This window comes from Ruegeria sp. YTSA144 (assembly GCF_059610125.1).
Genome location: NZ_JBXWNA010000005.1, coordinates 111,620 through 130,450 on the forward strand (window position 1 = coordinate 111,620; position 18,831 = coordinate 130,450).

Consider the following 18,831-nt stretch of genomic DNA (forward strand, 5'->3'; position numbering starts at 1 on the left):
ACAAGCCGGGATGATGGCCGAAATCGAGTTTTCACAGAATGGATCGCGCAATCGCGGTGTGCGTGGTACCCGACTGCTGGCGGGGATCGCCTATGTCGTGGCTGCCGCGTGTCTGTTGCCCATGATCGCCGTGGTCCTGGCGGCTGTGACCGGGGGAACGGACACGATTTCGCACCTGATGGAGACGGTGCTGCCCGGCTATATCGTGACGACCCTGATTCTGGTGGTGTTGGTCGCGGCGGGCACGTTCAGTATCGGCACCGGGGCGGCCTGGCTGGTAACGATGACCCGTTTTCCCGGAGTGCGGTTTCTAGAGATCGCACTGGTCCTTCCGCTGGCCTTTCCGGCCTATGTTCTTGCCTATGCCTACACCTTCATTCTGGATCACCCAGGCATCGTTCAAAGCACGCTGCGTGATGTAACCGGTTGGGGCCCGCGCGACTATTGGTTCCCGGAAATCCGCTCGACCGAGGGTGCGGCGGTCATGTTGATCCTGGTGCTTTACCCTTATGTCTATCTTCTTGCGCGGGCTGCGTTCCTGCAACAAAGCGCGACCGCATTTCTGGCGGCGCGGGCGCTGGGCAACAATCCATGGCTGGCGTTTCGGCGCGTGTCACTGCCAATGGCGCGGCCTGCCATTGCAGGCGGCGTTCTGCTGGCCGTCATGGAGACCATCGCTGATTTCGGAACCGTGTCGTATTTCGGCGTGCAGACCTTTGCCACCGGGATCTACACAAGCTGGTTTTCCATGGCCGACCGAGCGGCGGCTGCACAACTTGCGCTGTGCCTGCTGGTCTTTGCCCTGATCATGGCCGTGGCCGAGCGCACCCAGCGCGGCAAGGCAAAATACTATCAGGCCGGGAAACAGCATGTGGCGCAACCGGCGGCAAATCTGACGGGCCTGCGGGCCTGTGGCGCATTCCTGCTTTGCGCGATACCTGTTCTTTTCGGATTCTTGCTGCCTGTCATCATTTTGGTCGAGATGGGCCTGGAATCCGAACAGAACCTGCTGTCGCAGCGCTATATCGGCTTCATTCAGAATTCGCTGATCCTTGCTGGTACGGCGGCGGTCATCACCGTTTTTGCGGCGATCAGCGTCGGGTTCTTTCAACGTCTGAGACCCGGGCGCGCCTCGTCTGCGACCGCCTATATGGCGCGTCTGGGATATGCCGTGCCCGGTGGTGTCATCGCGGTTGGTTTGATCGTCCCCTTCGCGAGCTTTGACAACGCGCTGGATGTGTGGATGCGGCAGACCTTCGACGTGTCCACGGGGCTGTTGGTTACAGGTTCGATCTGGCTGCTGGTCGCTGCCTACATGGTGCGGTTCCTGGCTGCTGCGCTCAGCGCATATGAGGGTGGCCAAAGCACGGTGCACGCCAATATGGATGCCGCAGCCCGCTCACTTGGTCAGACGCCGTTGGGAACACTGCGGCGTGTTCACCTGCCCATTCTGACCCCGTCTCTGTTGACGGCTCTGCTGATCGTGTTCGTTGACGTGATGAAGGAGCTTCCCGCCACGCTGATCATGCGCCCGTTCAATTTCGACACGTTGGCGGTGCAGGCATATCGATTGGCCTCGGACGAGAGATTGGAGGGCGCAGCTGTGCCTTCGCTGGTCATTCTGGCCGTAGGTCTGCTGCCTGTAATCCTGATCTGCCGTCAGGTCGGCCGACGGTAACACTTGTGTCGTAATTGTAAGACAACAGCGCATCAGGCTTGATTCAAATACGATTTCCGGCAAGGCTGAAGGTATGAATATGCAGCCTCCCAGCCGGCTCTCGGCAAGCGCAGCGCAGATGCCCGTGGCTTTCGACCGGCATGAGATGTCTCAAATCCTATCCGTTTACGGTCGGATGGTCGCCGCCGGGGAATGGCGCGACTATGGCATTTCCAACCTGCGCGACATGGCGGTGTTCTCGATCTTCCGGCGCACCGCGGAACACCCGATCTACCGAGTCGAAAAGCATCCGCGCCTGCGGTCGAGACAGGGAATGTATTCCGTCATAGGTATGGATGGCCGCATCCTGAAGCGCGGCCATGATCTGCGAGCAGTCCTGCGGGTATTGGAGCGCAAGCTGATCCGGGCCGTAAACCCGGATTAGAGCCTTTTGTGGGCTGTCACAGGCCCGTCACCCTGATCCATTATGCGGTGGATCGCCTGATCCATTGGCTCGAATACCACCGCCATATGGCTGGCGTTCGCATGCAGCAGCATGTTGTCGCCTGAAACCCAGGCCACATGCCCTTTCCAGAACAACAGATCACCCCGTTGCGCAGGGGTCCCTTCGATCACGGTATTGCCCAAAGCGCGCTCCTGATCGCCGCTGTCGCCGGGGCAAGGCAGGCCGCAAGCCAAAAGCCCTGCCTGCACCAACCCGGAACAATCGATGCCGAACCGGCTGTTGCCGCCCCATAAATAGGGTGTGCCCAGAAACAGCTTGGCCACTTCGACCGGGTCGTCAGGCTTTGCGGTCATCGGCGCCGTGTGTACCTTTGGGATATAACCAAGTTCGGTTTCAACAAACCGGTCCGTCTCGGTCCTGGCTTGGATTCTGCTTCCGAAACTCAGCGACACCAGATCGCGGCTTTTGAAATCCGCTTCCTGGTAGGCATGCGTTGCAGGCGCCGTGATCCAATGGGTCGCAGGCGCATCCGCCGTCAGCTGATCCGTTCGCAACCAGCCGGTATACCCGTCTTTGTCTGCGATGACCCTGTTCCACCCTGACTTTGTTTCCTCGATCCGAACCGTATCACCGAACAACAATTGCCGGTCGCGTGGTCCGTCTGGGCTGCGCAGCAAATCGACAACGGGTGCGGATATGCGGTGGCGTGTCACAGTCCCAATATCTCTGGCAAGGCCGCCAAAACGGCACGTGGCCCCTGACCCAGACCGCCCTTGGTGCGACCGGGCTCTTTACTGGGCTGCCAGGAATAGATGTCGAAATGGATGTAGCGGCATGCGCCCACGAACCTGCGCAGAAACAGGGCGGCTGTGATCGACCCGGCAAACCCGCCCGACGGCGCGTTATCCAGATCGGCGATACCGGGTTCAATCATCGCTTCATACGGCGCGTGGAACGGCATGCGCCAAACCGGATCAGCCGAAGCTTCTGCGGCATGCGACAAGGCAGATGCGCAGTGCTGATCATCGGTGTAGAACGGTGCCAGATCGGGGCCCACCGCCACACGGGCGGCCCCGGTCAGCGTCGCCATCGAGATCACCAGATCGGGCTCTCCTTCAGCCGCCAGCGCCAGCGCATCAGCAAGCACCAGACGCCCTTCGGCATCCGTATTGTTGATCTCGACCGTCAGCCCCTTGCGAGAGGTCAGGATGTCGCCTGGACGGAAGGCATTTCCGGCAAGCGCGTTTTCGACCGCCGGTATCAGGACCCTCAATTGCAGGGGAAAACCCAGCTGCATGATCATCCGCGCCAACCCCAGCACATTGGCCGCGCCACCCATGTCTTTCTTCATCAGACCCATGGATGCGCCCGGTTTCAGGTTCAATCCGCCCGTATCGAAACATACCCCTTTGCCGACCAGAGTCAGCTTGGGGCCGCTGCTGCCCCAATTCAGCTCGATCAGCCGGGGGGCCTGTTCGGCGGCGCGCCCTACGGTGTGGATCATGGGGAAATTCTGTTCCAGCAAGGCCGCGCCGCTGATCACGCTGCACGCGGCACCGAATTCGCCGGCCAGAGCCTCGGCCGCCTGCTGCAACTGCTCAGGCCCCATATCCGAGGCCGGCGTATTCACCAGATCGCGGGTCAGAACTTCGGCATTGGCCATGGCTTCGATACGGTTGGCATCGACACCTTCGGGCGCAATCAACGCCGCGGTTCCAGCGGATTGAGACGCGTAGCGATCAAAGGCGTAGCCTGTCATCAACCAGCCCAAACACTCCATCTCCAGCCGATCGGCGGGAATGCCGGACACGATATGATAGGTTCCTTTAGGCAGCGTCATGGCTGCGGCGGCCAATGGGAACCTTTTTCGCGCGCGCTTGTCTTCTGTTCCATACCCGGCCAGCACCATTTCAACCGCACCATGCGCGCCTGGCACCAGCAGGGTCTGCCCCATCGCACCTGTAAACCCGTTTGCGGCAACCCAGGCCCGGACGGTATCCGGCTGATCCTGCAACCAATTGTCCAGATCCGGCTGCGCAATCACATGAAGCGGTATCGACGGGTCAGAGGATGGGGCGAAGGACAGGGTCATGGGCGTCTCGGCTGATGGTTTCTGCGCACAGACTAGCCGCGCATGATCTGCCCGCAACCCCTGTCAGACGGAAAGGTCCTGCTGGTCCCAGACGGCGGTCAACGATCGTTCGCCCACGCGGATCAAACGCCCAAGCGTCGCACCCGCCGCAACCGCGTCACCGGCATCGACGGTGTGGGCCACGTCACCCGCCACCCGGGCCAGGGCCGTCATCCCGATCTGTTCGGATATTGCGACCAGCGACCTGGCGCATTTGCGCAGGTCCGCCCATTCGCGCTGACGCCAGTAGCGTTCGCAGTTCGACAGGCGCACGGCAAGCTCTTCGACCGTGCGACACAGAACGTCCAGCGCGTTTTTGTCGCCAAGTTGCCGGTACAGCCCGCTCAGCTGATCCGAGTCCAGACGGACGGATTCCTTGTGTTCAAGCGTGATAATCTTTTCCACCACATTCACCCTAATTCAAACGCCCCCACGGCGCGGTCTTGATCCTGGCAGAAAATTCCTTTGCAAAACCTTGCAGGGAAACTGGATAATGGCTCGAATTTTCTTTGAATTCGGTTTAGATCATCCGTCAGCGACAAGAACGGGGACATTGAAATGGAATTTGCCAAACCTCTGCCGAGCTACCTTGTAAAACGGTATCACGGATGGAAGGCCACGACATATTCGGAAAACCAAGTCTGGTATCGCCGTCTTGCCGATGAAGGGCAACGCCCCCGTGCCATGGTCATATCCTGCTGCGACAGCCGGGTTCACGTCACATCCATGTTCGGCGCTGACCAGGGCGATTTCTTTATTCACCGCAATATCGCCAACCTGGTGCCGCCCTATGCTCCGGACGGGGACCACCATGGCACCAGCGCCGCCATCGAATATGCCGTAACGGCGCTCAAGGTCGCTCATTTGATCGTGCTGGGGCATTCGCAATGCGGCGGCGTGCAGGGCTGTATCGACATGTGCAAGGGGCAGGCGCCGCAGCTGGATGCCAAGGACAGTTTTGTTGGTCGCTGGATGGATATTCTCAAGCCGAAATACGAACTGGTCGCGGATATCGAAGACAGTGTCGAACAGGCACGACAGTTCGAACGTCAATCGGTCGTCGCATCACTGGAAAACCTGATGACCTTCCCCTTCGTCTCGTCAGCCGTTGATCAAGGCGCGCTGAGCTTGCACGGCTTGTGGACGGATATCGGTGCAGGCGGGCTTGAAAGCTATGACCCTTACCAAAAAAAGTTCGTCCCGGTCTGACGACAACACATCGACAAATCCGAAACGATACAGATAGCGGCTCTGATTCAGGGCCGTTTTTGGTATACTCTACTCATTGCATTTGAAGATCGGAGCCTGCCATGAAAGTCATCAAGCGCATCTTCGCAGGATTGGTCGTTTGCATTCTGGTTCTGGTCGCGGCTTCCTATCTGTTGCCGGGAAAGGCAGAAGTTTCGCGTAGCATTGCGATCGATGCGCCGCCAAAAGCCATCTTTCCTTACGTGAATTCGATGCAGGAAACCGAAAAGTGGTCTCCGTGGCTGCACCGCGATCCCGAAACCAAACTGACCTATTCCGGCCCTGCCGCCGGGGTCGGGAACACTCTGAACTGGGCGTCGGATCACCCGCAGGTTGGCACGGGATCACAGAAAATCGTCGAGAGCGTGGAAAACCAACGGGTCAGAACGGCGCTTGATTTTGGTCCGATGGGTACTGCCGCAGCGTCCTTCATCCTCGAGCCTGACGGGGCGGGAACCAGAGTGACCTGGGGGTTTGACTCGGATCTGGGTCTCAACCCTATCTCCCGCTGGATGGGGGTGATGATGGATACATGGGTGGGCGAGGACTATGAACGTGGTCTGACCAATCTGAAGGAACTGGTTGAAACCCAAGGCTAGGCCGCTTGTTTGTATGGAAGCATACGGCGGTGTGCTTGACCGAAGTCCTAGCCCAGTCGAAACCGGGCAAGCTTTCCCAGGTGATCGGATCCCATGAAGGGGCGCAGTTCTACCGTTCCGGTTGTGCCTTTGGGGAACAAAAGGTTGTCTATCGGCAATGGGATTTTCCAACTGCCGAGGTTGTGGGTGTTCAGGACGGTTCCAAAGCTCTGGTTGTTTGCGGCCGCTCCGATCCGTCTGACGCTTTCGCCCCAAGGCACCATGTTGAAATCCCCGGCAATCAGAACCGGCCCTTCAAGTTGGCTGATGCGGTCGGCAATCACCTGGCTTTGCCTGGACTGGTCGTAAGGAAATGGCCAGTTCAGATGAACTGATACGACCCAGATCAAATCACCGCCGGGTGCTTTGACCTGTAACCCCACAAGCCCATAACCTTGCAGACAGAATTCGGAGTTCTCGACGATCGGCAAGGTCGTCAGGATGGCGACGTTTTGTTCAGGGCGGAATTCACAGATCGCCTTTTCGGGGTAATGCTCGAACAGGTTGCTCATGTACTTGCGATTGTGGCTGGAGACTTCCTGCAACGTCACGATCTGTGCATTGGACTCAATGATGTCTTCGGCCAGTGAATACCGGGGCCAGGCTTTGCTCATGAGGTTCTTCTGGTACAGCGTCAGGCAGGATCCGTTGCAATCGTCCGAGGGCGCGGCAACGCTGGCGGCGATGGATCCAATGGCCGCCCCGGCAAAGACCAAGGTGGTCAATGCAAGAAATCTGGCACGCATGAAAAGAAGTATCACGGCGCAGGCCAGAAGCAGAACACCAGCCTGAGGACGGAGCAGAGCGATTGAATCTCCTACGGCAAAGACCTGCCCCGTAAAGCCGATGACGATCAGTGCCATCAGAACGCATGTGCATCCGATGGTCAGGGACTTGGCAATCCTGCGTCTGGTCGAAATTTGCATGCCCTGCCTCTTTTACCCTGCACCGGGCAGTATTTTTTCCGGACTTCCGGCATCCGCCACGAACAAGGTTCAGTTTTAGGTGGCAAGCGTGTCTGGTTTTGTCAACAACTTGGCGATTTTCAACGCGCGCAAGACTGTGCGGCTGCACAGGTTTCTTTCGAAGCTACAAGTAGAGGTGAAGTTTGACTGGCAGACAAGACTGAGAGCGAATCCGATTTGGGTGTTGATAGTCCTCTCTTGAGCCCAATCTGGACATTGACGAGCGGCTATGCGCACCGTGAAACATGTCGCTCACGGAAGATCTGAACCAAATTTTGGAAACTGTGCTGCCAACCGATCCCAGCTTTCGGAGGATCGAAAGGGCCGTGATAGACAGTTGTATTTGTGAAACCAGGCGACACGCTTTGGAGGGCTCCAACGAAGCCTTCCTGATGTCAGCGATGCGTCTATTGGCACTTCCCGACAATGGGCACACACGGCTGATCCCGAACGATGCGATCGAGGTGCTGCCGCTGAGGTTCGTGACCGTAGGGCGTTCCGTGCAACTCATCGGCGCGGCACCAGAGATAACCGCACCTCGAGGAGAGCTGATAGCGGTCAATGGCGCAGATCTGAGCCGGATTGAAGCCGCTGCTGAGCAGTTTCTGGCGGGAAGGCGCCAAAGGAAACGGGTCATCGGACCGATTCTTTTGGCTTGGCCGTACGCACTGGCACGTTTGGGTTTTGCGTCAGGCAGCGGAACGACCGAGTATCGTCTGCGGGACGAAAATGGACAGATAACGAACCTGAAAGTGGCCAATGGACACACCGTTCCCGGATCCGTGCTGTACCCCAGAAACGAGCACGGCAAGGATGATCCAACCTGGCAGCCTGAGGCTTTTGTAGAGATAAAGAACTGGCAGGACCTTGGGCTATCAATTGTGTTGCCAAGCTTCTTCGATCCGAACGAAACTGCGCTGCTTGCAGCCATCTCAGCCGCAGTGGAATGCGTGCGCGCCTGCTCGAACAAACCACTCCTAATTGACGTTCGCGGAAACACGGGGGGCGACTTTCTTCTGACGATGCCCTTGATCGACGCGATCTCGGAAAGTGCAATCAAGCAGATTGTTGTGCTTGTCGATAAATTCACGTTTTCCGCAGCGATCGTGTTTGTAGCCATCCTCAAACATCGATTGGGAAACAGGCTCACACTCATTGGAGAGGAGATGGGTGATGGCTTGACGTTCTTTGCAGAGGGCGGGTTGCTCGATCTGCCGGCCAGCAAAGCGGTCGTTCGATATTCATCAGCCTTTCACGATTGGAAGAACGGAACGACTGACGAAACCACCCCGCCCGAAGTTGCGCGCAAAATCGTAGCTGTAGGAGCACTGAATTTGGATTTGGAATGGGTCCAAGGGTCTGCGGCAGAGGATGCGCAAGGCGAGTTCCATCAACGCGTTCTCAAGAGCATGAGCAATTGGATAAACGACCGTTGAATTCGCACGACGGTCGTCCAGCCCGCAAACCTGGCACTTATCAAAAAACCCGCTGAACAATCAGCGGGTTTTCTGGTTTTCAGGCTTTGGCGAAAACCGGGATGTCAGCCCTTTTTCAGAACCTCGCGGCCCAGAAGTTCCGCGATCTGCACCGCGTTCAGGGCGGCGCCCTTGCGCAGGTTGTCGCTGACGCACCACAGGTTCAGACCGTTCTCGATGGTCGAATCCTGGCGGATACGGCTGATGAACGTGGCGAAATCGCCCGCGCATTCGATCGGTGACACGTAGCCACCCGCTTCGCGTTTGTCGATCACCATGATGCCCGGCGCTTCGCGCAGGATGTCGCGGGCTTCGTCTTCGTCCAGAAACTCTTCGAACTCGATGTTCACGGCCTCGGAATGGCCGACGAAAACCGGCACGCGGACGCAGGTCGCGGTAACCTTGATCGACGGGTCGACGATCTTCTTGGTCTCGACGACCATCTTCCATTCTTCCTTGGTCGAGCCGTCTTCCATGAAGACGTCGATCTGCGGGATGACGTTGAAGGCGATCTGCTTCTGGAATTTCTTCGGCGGCACGTCCGTGGTGGGGTTGTAAACCGCCTTGGTCTGATCCCAAAGCTCGTCCATGCCTTCCTTACCGGCGCCCGACACCGACTGGTAGGTCGAGACCACGACGCGCTTGATCTTGGCGCGGTCATGCAGCGGCTTGAGCGCCACCACCATCTGCGCGGTCGAGCAGTTCGGGTTGGCGATGATGTTCTTGTTCTTGTAGTCGTGGATCGCCTGAGGGTTACATTCCGGCACGATCAGCGGAATGTCCGGGTCATAGCGATACAGCGACGAGTTGTCGATCACCACACAGCCAGCCGCAGCCGCCTTGGGGGCATAGGTCTTGGTTGCGTCCGAGCCGATGGCGAACAGGGCCATGTCCCAGCCGGTGAAGTCGAAGGTGTCGATGTCCTGGGTGGTCAGTGTCTTGTCGCCAAAGCTCACCTCGGTCCCCAGCGAACGACGGCTTGCCAGCACGGCAAGTTCATCGACCGGGAACTGGCGTTCCGCCAGGATGTTCAGCATTTCGCGGCCCACGTTACCCGTGGCGCCGGCGACAACGACGCGATAGCCCATTTCATGTCTCCAATGTTAAGGACGCGCGTTCATAGCCGCGTTGCAGCGAAGAAAAAAGGGCTATCACGGGTGAATTGGCCGAATTGACGTCGATTTTAACCCGAATGCGCGTTTTCGCCTGTGTTCAGCAAAGACCGATAGACCCGCACGATGGCCTCGGCCTCACCTTCGATTCGAAAATGCTGCTCGACACGCTGTCTTGCGGCCTGACCGGATTGCACCAGCTTGTCCGGATCACTCAGCATCTGTTCAAGTGCTTTGGCCAGTGCCGCGGCGTTGTCCTTTTCGATCAAGCGGCCGGTTTCCCCGTCCTCGATCTGGGCGCTGAACGCGCCAACCCCGTGGCAGGCGATTGCAGGCACGCCGGAAGCCATCGCCTCAAGCGGTGTGAGGCCGAACCCTTCGTGACGGGCCGGGGCCACGAACAGGTCAAGGGCGCGGTAGGTTTCAACGATCTCCTCCCAGGGACGCTCGCCCAGGAAGTGCACCCGGTCCGACAGACCGGCAGCTTTGAGTTTGGCCTCCTGTTCCCGTTGGAACGCTTCAAATTCTTTGGTGGCGCGCCCGGTGAATACGATGCTGGCGTCGGGATGGTTCGGCAGAACCTCGATCGCCGCATCCACCAGCAGATCGACGCCTTTCTGAGGTCGAATGCGCCCGAAACACCCGATCAAGGTCCCTTCTGGCAGCCCCAGATTCTGTCGCAGGGCGGTTTTGTCCTCGGCCGGGTGAAACAGTTCGGTGTTCACACCGTGCATGATGACGGTTGCGGGATGTTCCAGAAACGACGCCGCTTGCGGCGTTGTGGCGATCAGCGCATCCATCTTCGAGATCAGCCACTTGGTGAACCCCGAGTGATTTCGTTGCGCAGCCGAAGTGAACAGCAGTTTCAGATTGCGTCGCAGCACATGTTTCAGAAACAGACCCATCAGCATTTCGGTATTGCGCCGCGCATGCCACACCCGGGGCGTCCTGTTCGAAAGGAATGGAACTTTGATCAATCGGATGTGGGGCAGATCATCCGGCAGGCCGGGTCCCGTGGCAACGATCCCGATCATATGCTTCTGGATCGGCAGCAGGCGGATGACGGTTGTGGTGACGCCGGAGAGGCTGTGTTTCAGGTTCGGCGCTATAACCTCGATTTCCTGCACGGCTTGCTCCGCAATTGCTTCAATCCACATTATCCCGGCTGAATAGATAAATCACGCAACCGATGGCAAGGGTTACCGCAAAAAACCCGAATATCGCGGTATAGGGCGCGGTTGTCCCGATCTCAGCGGTGGCGGCATGAATGCGCCCGGTGACAAATTGGGCAATGCCGACCCCTCCGATCCCGAAAAGGTTCAACAGGGTCACGCCTCGGCCCACCAGATGGGGGGGGACGAAGGCCCGCCCATGGGCCATGATGACCGGAAAGCTGGCCCCGGTGAACCCAATGACGGCCAACAGCAGAACGGACAGCCATGTGGCATGGTCAATCCACACGCAAAGCAGGGTCAGCGCCACCACGCCCAGCACGTTGCCTGTGAAGATAACCCACTTCCGAGTGCCAAATACGCGATCCAGCGGTCCGTAGACAAAGGTACCGGCAATCATCGCAGACCCCATGACCAGTGTCGCGGTGCCGATCTGGGTGGTGCTGAGCCCGAAGACATCGTTCAGATACGGCCCGGCCCATAGCCCGCGCAGCGCGGCAGAGGGCGCATAGGCCACCAGCATCAAGGGCATGATCAGCCACAGTGCAGGCTCTTTCAACAGGTCCAGAAGTGAACCCTTGTGTTCCGTATCAACCTTCGCGGGATCACGCAGGCTCAGCCAAATACCCAAAGCAATCGCGGCAGATATCACGGCAAGCCCAACCATGGTGGCGCGCCATCCCATCCATTCGACAGCAAGCGCAGTCGGATAGGAGGCCACGAGATTGCCCACCGAGCCGACGCCCAGCATGACGGCGGCCAGTGTCGCGAATTTCGCGGGCGGGTATTCGCGGGCAAAGATGAAATAGGATGCCATCAGAACCGGAGAGCACCCGACGCCGATCAGGCCCATGGCAACGCTGACATGCAACGGTGAGGTCGCGACCGCAAAAATCGCGGATCCTCCTGCACCACCAACCAGAAGAAGCGCGGCTGCGGTCAGCCTGGGCCCAACCTTGTCCAGCGCCCAGCCAACCGGGATTTGCATTGCAGCGAACACAAGAAACCAAAGGCCCGACGCAAAGGCCAGATCTTCGGGTGTGGCGCCGATGTCGCGTTCAAGATCCAGGCTGAGCACAGCCAGAAATGCACGGAAAAACTGGCTGAGCACATAGCCCAGGCACAAAACCACCAAACCCGCCTGCATATCCCGCCTCTTTTCCGCTCATCCGAAGGGAATGCTTGGCACGCAATGATGCAACGCACAAGCATGTGTACTATGTTTCAGTAGCAGGACTTGGGCCGAATTCCGGCTATCATTGTCAGAAGTCTGATTTCGAGGGGGAAAATGAAAGACCTCCATTCTGCATTTTATGAAAACCTGCCCCTGTTGCGGGATTTCACCCGCCTGGCAGACCCGGCGCAGTTTTCGCCGGTGCCCGACGACTGGTTTCTGGGGGTCGCCGACATTGTCGATTCAACCGGCGAGATCGCACGGGGACGATACAAAACCGTCAACACCGTTGGGGCTGCCGTAATCTCGGCGATGATAAACGCGATGGACGGCAAGTTGTTTCCCTATGTCTTTGGCGGCGACGGGGCGGCGTTTGCGGTCCCCCCCAGCGAAGTTGAAGCAGCGCGGGATACTCTTTCAGCTTTGCGGCGCTGGGCGGAAGAGGAGTTTTCCATGCCGTTGCGTGCGGCGCTGGTATCGGTGGCGGAAATCCGAAAAGCGGGCAGGGACTTGCGTGTCGCCCGTTTTGCTCCGTCCTCCGGCGTGGATTATGCCATGTTTTCTGGCGGAGGATTGGCCTGGGCCGAGGCAGAGATGAAGGCGGGTCGTCATATGATCGCGCCTGCCGAACCGGGTGCGCAGCCGAACCTGACAGGCTTGTCGTGTAGATGGTCCAACAGCCCGGCGCGGCATGGTCAGATCGTGTCACTGGTTGTTGAACCCACCGCGTCAGCAACTGAACGTGATTTTGCCGACCTTGCGCAATCGGTTCTGTCCGCGTCAGAAGAGCTGGAGCGCGCAGGTCATCCGGTGCCGATGAATGGCCCACCCATGACGTGGCCGCCCCCCGGCCTCGACATTGACGCGCATGTTTCGCGCAACGGGAGAAATTTGTTTTTGCACAAGCTCGTTCTTCTGATTCAGAACCTGCTGATCGCGATACTCTTCAAGACTGGTAAAAAGCTGGGACAGTTCGAACCCAAACATTACAGGAATATGGTCAGCAGGAATGCCGATTTCCGCAAGTTTGATGACGGTCTGAAGATGACATTGGATTGTGATCCGGCCACTTTGCGACAGATCGAACAGATGCTGGAAGAAGCGCGCGGGCGCGGCAAAATCCGATACGGTTTGCACGTGCAGGACGAGGCGATGATGACGTGTTTTGTCCCGTCGGCCACGCGGGACGATCATGTTCATTTCGTCGATGGTGCCTCGGGCGGATACGCCCAGGCCGCAGCGGCCATGGTCCGTTGAACGTTCAGTCGGCTTTCCATCGTGCGGCGAGATCACGTGCCGTTTGCGTCAGCAGCATCACATCAATGCCAACCGCCAAGAACTGTGCGCCCATATCCAGATATGCCTGCCGGGCCTCGTCATTTGTGGCCAGAATGCCCGGCGCTTTGCCTGCGGCCTTGATCCGGGTCAGTGCATCTCGGATAACCGCTCGCACCTCGGGCGCCGCACTGTTGCCCTGATGGCCCATATCGGTCGACAGATCGGCAGGGCCAATGAATACGCCATCCACGCCGTCAACCTCCAGAATGTCGTCCAGAGCAGCCATTCCGGCGCCGGTTTCAACCTGCAACAACAGGCAAATCTCCTGATCTGCGGTCTGAATATAATCTCCGACCGATCCGTACATCGTCGCCCGCGATGCCATCGCGCCCACGCCGCGGACACCGGCAGGGGGATAGCGGCAGGCCCGAACCAGCTCTTGCGCCTGCGCGGCGCTTTCCACGATCGGAACCAGAATGGTCTGAGCACCCGCATCCAGAACCATCTTGATCAGCCAAGTCTCACCCACGGGGACCCTCACAACCGCATGAGAATTGCTTGCTTCAAGGGCCACAAGCTGGTCTCGGATCGACCGGATATCGTTAGGGGCATGCTCTCCATCGATTACCAGCCAATCAAAGCCCGCGGTTCCCATCATCTCGGCCGCTGCGGGCTCCGCAAAGCTCATCCAGCACCCGATCTGCATTTCTCCCTTTTTTAGAGCCTGTTTGAACGCGTTCTGCTGCGCAGCCATATTGTTTCCTTTTGTTGCAAAACCTTCGGCGCGACGTGGTCGCGAAAGTGGCCGTTTCCTCATCTTCTTCCGTGGCACGAAATTGTCCAGTTTTAATGCAATTATGTGTAATCGGATTCACGGCGAGAAGGGCGCGTCACGCAAGGGTGGCGGCATTCCGGCGGTTCTTGTGCTTCAAACCGAAAACTGAGGGTTCCCTTGCGTAAATCACGGATTTCGGCGATAATTTTGGCATGACCGACGACCTCCCACTGACGTCGCGATCTTTGCCTATTGCGCTTTTGCGGGCGCGGGAAAAGGTTATGGGACCCATCCGAGCAATGCTGGCCGACGCCGGTGTCACCGAACAGCAGTGGCGCGTATTGCGGGTTTTGAATGAAGAAGGCCCGCAGGAGCCCACGCATATTGCCGAACGCGCCTGTCTATTGTTGCCAAGCCTGACACGGATATTGCAGAAGCTGGAGCATCGCGGCCTGATCTCCCGACGATGCCATCCAGCGGACCGGCGTCGCCAGATTGTCGAGATCGGCGAGCGTGGCGTTCAGATCATTCACGCCAATCAGCCCGCCAGCATGGCGCAGGCGGAACGCATTCGATCCCGCTTGGGGCCGGAAAAACACGAACTGTTGCTGGACCTTCTGAACGAGTTGAACGACCTGGATACCTGATGCGCTTCGCAAAACACTTGTGTCATCTGCCAAGACCCCGCCGGAGATTCTAGGGGCGATCTCCGACGGGGTGGCCAGACTTGGATTTGGGTTAGGCCTGGCCTGAGGCCGGTTGCGTCACGCCTTGCCTGACGGTCCGGCCTGCGCATCGGAGTATATGGCGAGCCGGAAATGTGGCTCTGATTAGGGCTATTTGGCCTTTGGGGGAAAGGCCTTGCACCCATGCTCTCCGAAACAGACTTGGGCAATTGCCGAACGAAAACCTGGCCCGCAAGGGATGACTTTGCGTCATACTGGCCGAATGTTCCCGCATGCGCGGTGTTTTGCTGCCTTCGCACCCCTCAAGATGGATGCACCCTGCAATTCCAATTCAAAACCTAGCCCGACTTGCGCCAGAGCCAAGTTAATTTCCGATCTGCCCAAGTTCCGGTGCATCAATAAAGACGGATGTGAAGCCGCTTTGGAACGGCACTGGCCGTTCAGGTCAGAATTGAGCAGGTTCGCGCTGAAACAACTCGTGGATACTGGCGAAATCCAGCGTGCATTCCCCGCTTGCTGGCAGCTCTGGCAGGCGTAAGATGGCAGCGATGAAAAATTCAGGAACCACGATGTCAAACAGCCTGTTTTCCCTTCCCGATCCCATAACCATCCCTGTCGTCAGCGAGACGGCCGGGTACCCTGTCGGTCGCATTTTCTGCGTCGGGCGAAACTATGCCGCGCACGCAGCAGAGATGGGGAATGAGGTGGATCGCGATGCGCCCTTCTATTTCACCAAATCCGCGCCAAACGCGATCCTGTCCGGCGCGACGGTTCCGTACCCGGCGGGGACGAAGAATTACCATCACGAAATGGAGCTGGCGCTGGCAATCGGAAAACCGGTGTTTCGCGCCTCCGGCGCGCAGGCTTGGGATGCGGTTTATGCCTATGGCTGTGCGCTCGACATGACCCGCCGCGATCTGCAATTCCAAGAACGGGACAAACAGCGGCCTTGGGATCTGGGCAAAGATGTCGAAAACGGAGCAGTCTTCGCGCCGCTGACCCCTGCCACGGACTGGTCGCCTGACGATGCCAAACACATCCGGTTGAGCGTGAACGGCGAATTGCGCCAGGACGCTACTTTGGAAGAGCTCATCTGGAAGATCGATGAAATCGTCAGCCATCTGTCCGGTTTCTACCATCTGCGCCCCGGCGATCTGATCCTGACAGGTACACCGGCCGGCGTAGGCCCGGTTGTGCCCGGCGACATCATAACAGGAGAGATTGACGGGCTGGAACCGATCAAACTGACACTGACTGACGCGGAATAGACCCTATTTAGGGTCTTTCAGCCAGCCCCTTGCGAATTCGACCTGTTCAACGCCTGCCAGCCGGCGTATCCGCTCCAGCTCGGCGTTCAGGCGGCGGCTGCGGGCGTCAGACCATCGCACCCCGCGTTCGGGCCAGAGTGCCTTGACATGCAGCAGGTCGCGATCGCGATGCGCCTTCATGTCGATCCGGCCGATCAACCGATCACCTTCAAGCAAAGGGAAGACGTAATACCCATATGTCCGCCTGGCTTCGGGCACGAAAACTTCGATGCGATAGTGAAAGCCAAACAGCCGCTCGGCCCGGTTTCTGTCCCGAAGCATGGGATCAAACGGGCTGAGCACTCGGATCCGTCCGGGCGGTTGCGGCAAGTCGGCCGCCCGATCCATCAAATCAGGGCGGGCAAAGGTTTTGCGCAGGCGTCCATCGGCGCAAGTGATTTCGATCTCTTCGATGTTTCCCTGAGCCAACGCCGTGGCACACCAGTTTTTGGCTTCGGCGGCGCTGACCGTATCCCAGAACGCGGCCAGCTCTCCGGACGTGGCAAACCCCAACCGGTCCAGTGCCGCGTTGCACAGCCAATCCACGGTCGCCGTCGCATCACAGGCCATGTTCCCGGGGCACAGGCGGGTTTCAATCACACGTTCAGTCAGATCATAGCGTTTCTTGAACCCATCGCGACCCACGACGGTCAGGGCCCCGGAACGCCACAGAAACTCCAAAGCGGTTTTTGACGGGTGCCAGTCCCACCAACCGCCCGAGCCTTTTTTTTCATCCTTGCCAACGTCTGACGAACACACTGGTCCGTGGTCGCGGATGTGTTGCAAGACCGTTTCGAACTGCTGTTCGAACCCATCCCGCCGCCAGTTCTTCCATCGCGCCTTCAAGAGATCCGCATCACGCTGAAAGCGCAGATGCCAGTGCGGATAGAATGACATCGGGATCACGGCCGCATCATGTGTCCAGTGTTCGAACAGCGCTTTTTCCCTTTCATAGAGCCTTTTCAGGTTGGCGCTGCGATACGCAGGCCGTCGGGAAAACAGGATCATGTCATGGGCGCGGGCAACCGTGTTGATGCTGTCGAGCTGCACGAACCCCAGCCGCTGGACAAGGTCCAGAAGCCCGGCGCCCTTGGCCGCGCCCGCGGGCTGTTCGGCCAAAGCGTGACGATCCATGAAAATGGCCCGGGCCGTCCGATTGTCGAGCCGTTTCAGGGGGGTGTTCATCGTCGTTTCAGAGTATCGCCATAGCTGATCTTGGGGGTCAGGGTGACCCGTGTCTCGATTTCAGACTCCGGATCCTTCAGGCGTTCAGCGATGATCTGTGCGGCCTGACGTCCTATGTCCAGACGACAGGCATCCATCGTCGCCAGTTTTCGCGGCAGACCCTGCAAAAGTTCCACGTTGTTGAACCCGGCCAGACCGATCTGCCCCGGAATATCCACGCCCTGTTCCAGCAGGTACAACAGACCACCAGCGCCGATCATGTCGTTGGAATAATACAGGAAATCAAGATCTGGCGACCGTTCAAGCATGGCCTGCGTCATCTCGCGCCCTTTGGCCAGGGCAGAGCCGCCGGAATAGAACTCGCGATCTTCGATCTCGATCCCGTGTTTGCCCAGCACTTCGGTAAACCCTTCAAAGCGTTTTCGGGCGCGGTGATCCAGCGGCATCTTGGTACCCATGAAGCCGATATGCTGATACCCGGCCTTCAGAATCGCCTGCGCCATCTCGCGCCCGGCCCGGCGGTGTGAAATGCCCACCATCGCGTCGACAGGTTTGCCGTCGGTATCCATGATCTCGACCACGGGAATGCCCGCTGAATCCAGCATGGCGCGGGCCGCGTCGGTGTGTTCCAGCCCTGCAATGATCACGCCCGAGGGGCGCCACGAGAGCATCTCGTACAGCACTTTTTCTTCTTTTTCGGGCAGATAATCCGTCACTCCAACCACGGGTTGCAACTCGGTATCTTCGAGCACCTGATTGATGCCGGTCATCACCTCGGGAAATACCATGTTCGAAAGCGAGGGGATGATTACCGCGACCAGGTTGACCCGGCTGGATGCCAGCGCGCCCGCGATCTTGTTGGGGACATATCCCAGGTCTTTGGCGGCGGCCAGAACGCGGGTGCGGGTGGCGTCGGAAACATCCCCCCTGTTACGCAGAACCCGGCTCACCGTCATCTCTGAGACACCGGAAGCCTCGGACACATCACGAAGGGTAAGCGGGCGTTTGGTTTCACTGTTCACGGGAGGCACCTGCGTAGTTGTTTTGTCCGATGCTAGCGTGAACAGGTCGGTGTGTACAACAATTGTGCAAAGGCGATGACAACCCGGAAAATCCCGGTTACAGAAGGCAGGGCGCGGCCCCGTGGCTCAACTGGATAGAGCAGCCCCCTCCTAAGGGGCAGGTTGCAGGTTCGAATCCTGCCGGGGTCGCCAGTTTTCCCAAATGCCCATTTTGAGGACAAATATTCCGTGGTGTGGCAATACGGTGGAGTTACACCAACAATCCACACCACATACGAACAAACTCTGAGGAGCGGAAGGAATCCCGAGCAGCCATGCGGTGTGGTGAAACATGGCGGGTTTGGATCTGGCCGGTTGTGTCAACACCAGCACATGACGACAGCCGATAGGACGACCGTGGGACATCGGTCCTGTCGGGTTTCAACGCGTTGCCAGTTTCTTTGTCTGCCGAACGTTTTCGCGCGGCATGGATCTCGCCGTATCGGATTTCACACACGACTTGCGCTTTTTGCGCCCGGGATACAGGCGCATATCCCGTTG

18 protein-coding genes and 1 tRNA gene are annotated in these 18,831 nt (G+C 58.5%); 9 read left to right on the forward strand and 10 right to left on the reverse strand.

All coding sequences use genetic code 11. From position 1 onward, the window contains the following. Positions 1–13: 13 nt before the first annotated feature. Both AC2FF8_RS12475 and AC2FF8_RS12480 read left to right on the forward strand, forming a co-directional pair. A complete protein-coding gene (locus tag AC2FF8_RS12475) occupies positions 14–1,678 on the forward strand; it encodes an ABC transporter permease (RefSeq protein ID WP_480685587.1) in 1,665 nt (554 codons plus the stop codon). Positions 1,679–1,751: 73 nt separating this feature from the next. Continuing rightward, positions 1,752–2,102, forward strand: coding sequence for a DUF2794 domain-containing protein (locus tag AC2FF8_RS12480; protein WP_480685588.1), 351 nt, complete (start codon positions 1,752–1,754; stop codon positions 2,100–2,102). Here AC2FF8_RS12480 and AC2FF8_RS12485 read toward each other — a convergent pair. The 3 genes from AC2FF8_RS12485 to AC2FF8_RS12495 form a co-directional block, all read right to left on the reverse strand. Then, the gene (locus AC2FF8_RS12485; protein WP_425079423.1) at positions 2,099–2,836 is read right to left on the reverse strand and encodes a C40 family peptidase; all 738 of its coding nucleotides are present in this window, start codon (positions 2,834–2,836) and stop codon (positions 2,099–2,101) included. The two genes, AC2FF8_RS12480 and AC2FF8_RS12485, sit on opposite strands and share 4 nt — an antisense overlap. After that, entirely contained in the window at positions 2,833–4,215 is a 1,383-nt protein-coding gene (locus tag AC2FF8_RS12490) for a leucyl aminopeptidase family protein (protein WP_496879841.1), read from the reverse strand. The genes AC2FF8_RS12485 and AC2FF8_RS12490 overlap by 4 nt, the downstream gene beginning before the upstream one ends. 63 nt (positions 4,216–4,278) lie before the next feature. Continuing rightward, positions 4,279–4,668 carry a hypothetical protein gene (locus AC2FF8_RS12495; protein ID WP_170345768.1) on the reverse strand — a complete coding sequence of 130 codons (390 nt, stop codon included), beginning with the start codon at positions 4,666–4,668 and terminating at the stop codon, positions 4,279–4,281. Between the two features lie 144 nt (positions 4,669–4,812). Here AC2FF8_RS12495 and AC2FF8_RS12500 point away from each other — a divergent pair, with 144 nt between their 5' ends. Both AC2FF8_RS12500 and AC2FF8_RS12505 read left to right on the forward strand, forming a co-directional pair. Next, positions 4,813–5,463, forward strand: a complete 651-nt coding sequence (locus AC2FF8_RS12500) for a carbonic anhydrase (protein ID WP_170345767.1) — start codon at positions 4,813–4,815, stop codon at positions 5,461–5,463. 101 nt (positions 5,464–5,564) lie between these two features. Next, positions 5,565–6,101, forward strand: coding sequence for an SRPBCC family protein (locus tag AC2FF8_RS12505; protein WP_496879842.1), 537 nt, complete (start codon positions 5,565–5,567; stop codon positions 6,099–6,101). 47 nt (positions 6,102–6,148) lie between these two features. On the opposite strand, the gene AC2FF8_RS12510 is transcribed toward AC2FF8_RS12505, so the two are convergent. Beyond that, positions 6,149–7,066, reverse strand: coding sequence for an endonuclease/exonuclease/phosphatase family protein (locus AC2FF8_RS12510; protein ID WP_425079420.1), 918 nt, complete (start codon positions 7,064–7,066; stop codon positions 6,149–6,151). Between the two features lie 284 nt (positions 7,067–7,350). Between AC2FF8_RS12510 and AC2FF8_RS12515 the strand changes: the two genes are divergently transcribed. After that, positions 7,351–8,541: a S41 family peptidase gene (locus tag AC2FF8_RS12515; protein ID WP_496879843.1), complete on the forward strand. Its 1,191-nt coding sequence runs from the start codon at positions 7,351–7,353 to the stop codon at positions 8,539–8,541. A 104-nt stretch (positions 8,542–8,645) separates the two neighbouring features. On the opposite strand, the gene AC2FF8_RS12520 is transcribed toward AC2FF8_RS12515, so the two are convergent. From AC2FF8_RS12520 to AC2FF8_RS12530, 3 genes are all read right to left on the reverse strand, one after another. After that, positions 8,646–9,668, reverse strand: coding sequence for an aspartate-semialdehyde dehydrogenase (locus AC2FF8_RS12520; RefSeq protein ID WP_170345763.1), 1,023 nt, complete (start codon positions 9,666–9,668; stop codon positions 8,646–8,648). Between the two features lie 95 nt (positions 9,669–9,763). Beyond that, a complete protein-coding gene (locus AC2FF8_RS12525; RefSeq protein WP_496879844.1) occupies positions 9,764–10,819 on the reverse strand; it encodes a glycosyltransferase family 4 protein in 1,056 nt (351 codons plus the stop codon). A gap of 19 nt (positions 10,820–10,838) precedes the next feature. Continuing rightward, entirely contained in the window at positions 10,839–12,011 is a 1,173-nt protein-coding gene (locus AC2FF8_RS12530; protein ID WP_496879845.1) for an MFS transporter, read from the reverse strand. A gap of 141 nt (positions 12,012–12,152) precedes the next feature. On the opposite strand from AC2FF8_RS12530, the gene AC2FF8_RS12535 reads away from it, so the two are divergent. After that, positions 12,153–13,295, forward strand: a complete 1,143-nt coding sequence (locus tag AC2FF8_RS12535) for a DUF3095 domain-containing protein (protein ID WP_496879846.1) — start codon at positions 12,153–12,155, stop codon at positions 13,293–13,295. 4 nt (positions 13,296–13,299) lie between these two features. On the opposite strand, the gene AC2FF8_RS12540 is transcribed toward AC2FF8_RS12535, so the two are convergent. After that, the gene (locus AC2FF8_RS12540) at positions 13,300–14,070 is read right to left on the reverse strand and encodes an HpcH/HpaI aldolase family protein (protein WP_496879847.1); all 771 of its coding nucleotides are present in this window, start codon (positions 14,068–14,070) and stop codon (positions 13,300–13,302) included. Positions 14,071–14,303: 233 nt separating this feature from the next. On the opposite strand from AC2FF8_RS12540, the gene hpaR reads away from it, so the two are divergent. Both hpaR and AC2FF8_RS12550 read left to right on the forward strand, forming a co-directional pair. After that, a complete protein-coding gene (gene hpaR / locus AC2FF8_RS12545; protein WP_170345758.1) occupies positions 14,304–14,738 on the forward strand; it encodes a homoprotocatechuate degradation operon regulator HpaR in 435 nt (144 codons plus the stop codon). A 608-nt stretch (positions 14,739–15,346) separates the two neighbouring features. Continuing rightward, entirely contained in the window at positions 15,347–16,045 is a 699-nt protein-coding gene (locus AC2FF8_RS12550) for a fumarylacetoacetate hydrolase family protein (RefSeq protein ID WP_496879848.1), read from the forward strand. 3 nt (positions 16,046–16,048) lie between these two features. On the opposite strand, the gene AC2FF8_RS12555 is transcribed toward AC2FF8_RS12550, so the two are convergent. Both AC2FF8_RS12555 and AC2FF8_RS12560 read right to left on the reverse strand, forming a co-directional pair. Then, positions 16,049–17,269 carry a winged helix-turn-helix domain-containing protein gene (locus AC2FF8_RS12555; protein ID WP_496879849.1) on the reverse strand — a complete coding sequence of 407 codons (1,221 nt, stop codon included), beginning with the start codon at positions 17,267–17,269 and terminating at the stop codon, positions 16,049–16,051. After that, on the reverse strand, positions 17,266–18,291 hold the full coding sequence (locus tag AC2FF8_RS12560) for a LacI family DNA-binding transcriptional regulator (RefSeq protein WP_496879850.1): 1,026 nt from the start codon (positions 18,289–18,291) through the stop codon (positions 17,266–17,268). The genes AC2FF8_RS12555 and AC2FF8_RS12560 overlap by 4 nt, the downstream gene beginning before the upstream one ends. A 115-nt stretch (positions 18,292–18,406) precedes the next feature. Between AC2FF8_RS12560 and AC2FF8_RS12565 the strand changes: the two genes are divergently transcribed. Then, a tRNA-Arg gene (locus AC2FF8_RS12565) sits at positions 18,407–18,483 on the forward strand. Positions 18,484–18,831: the final 348 nt, after the last annotated feature.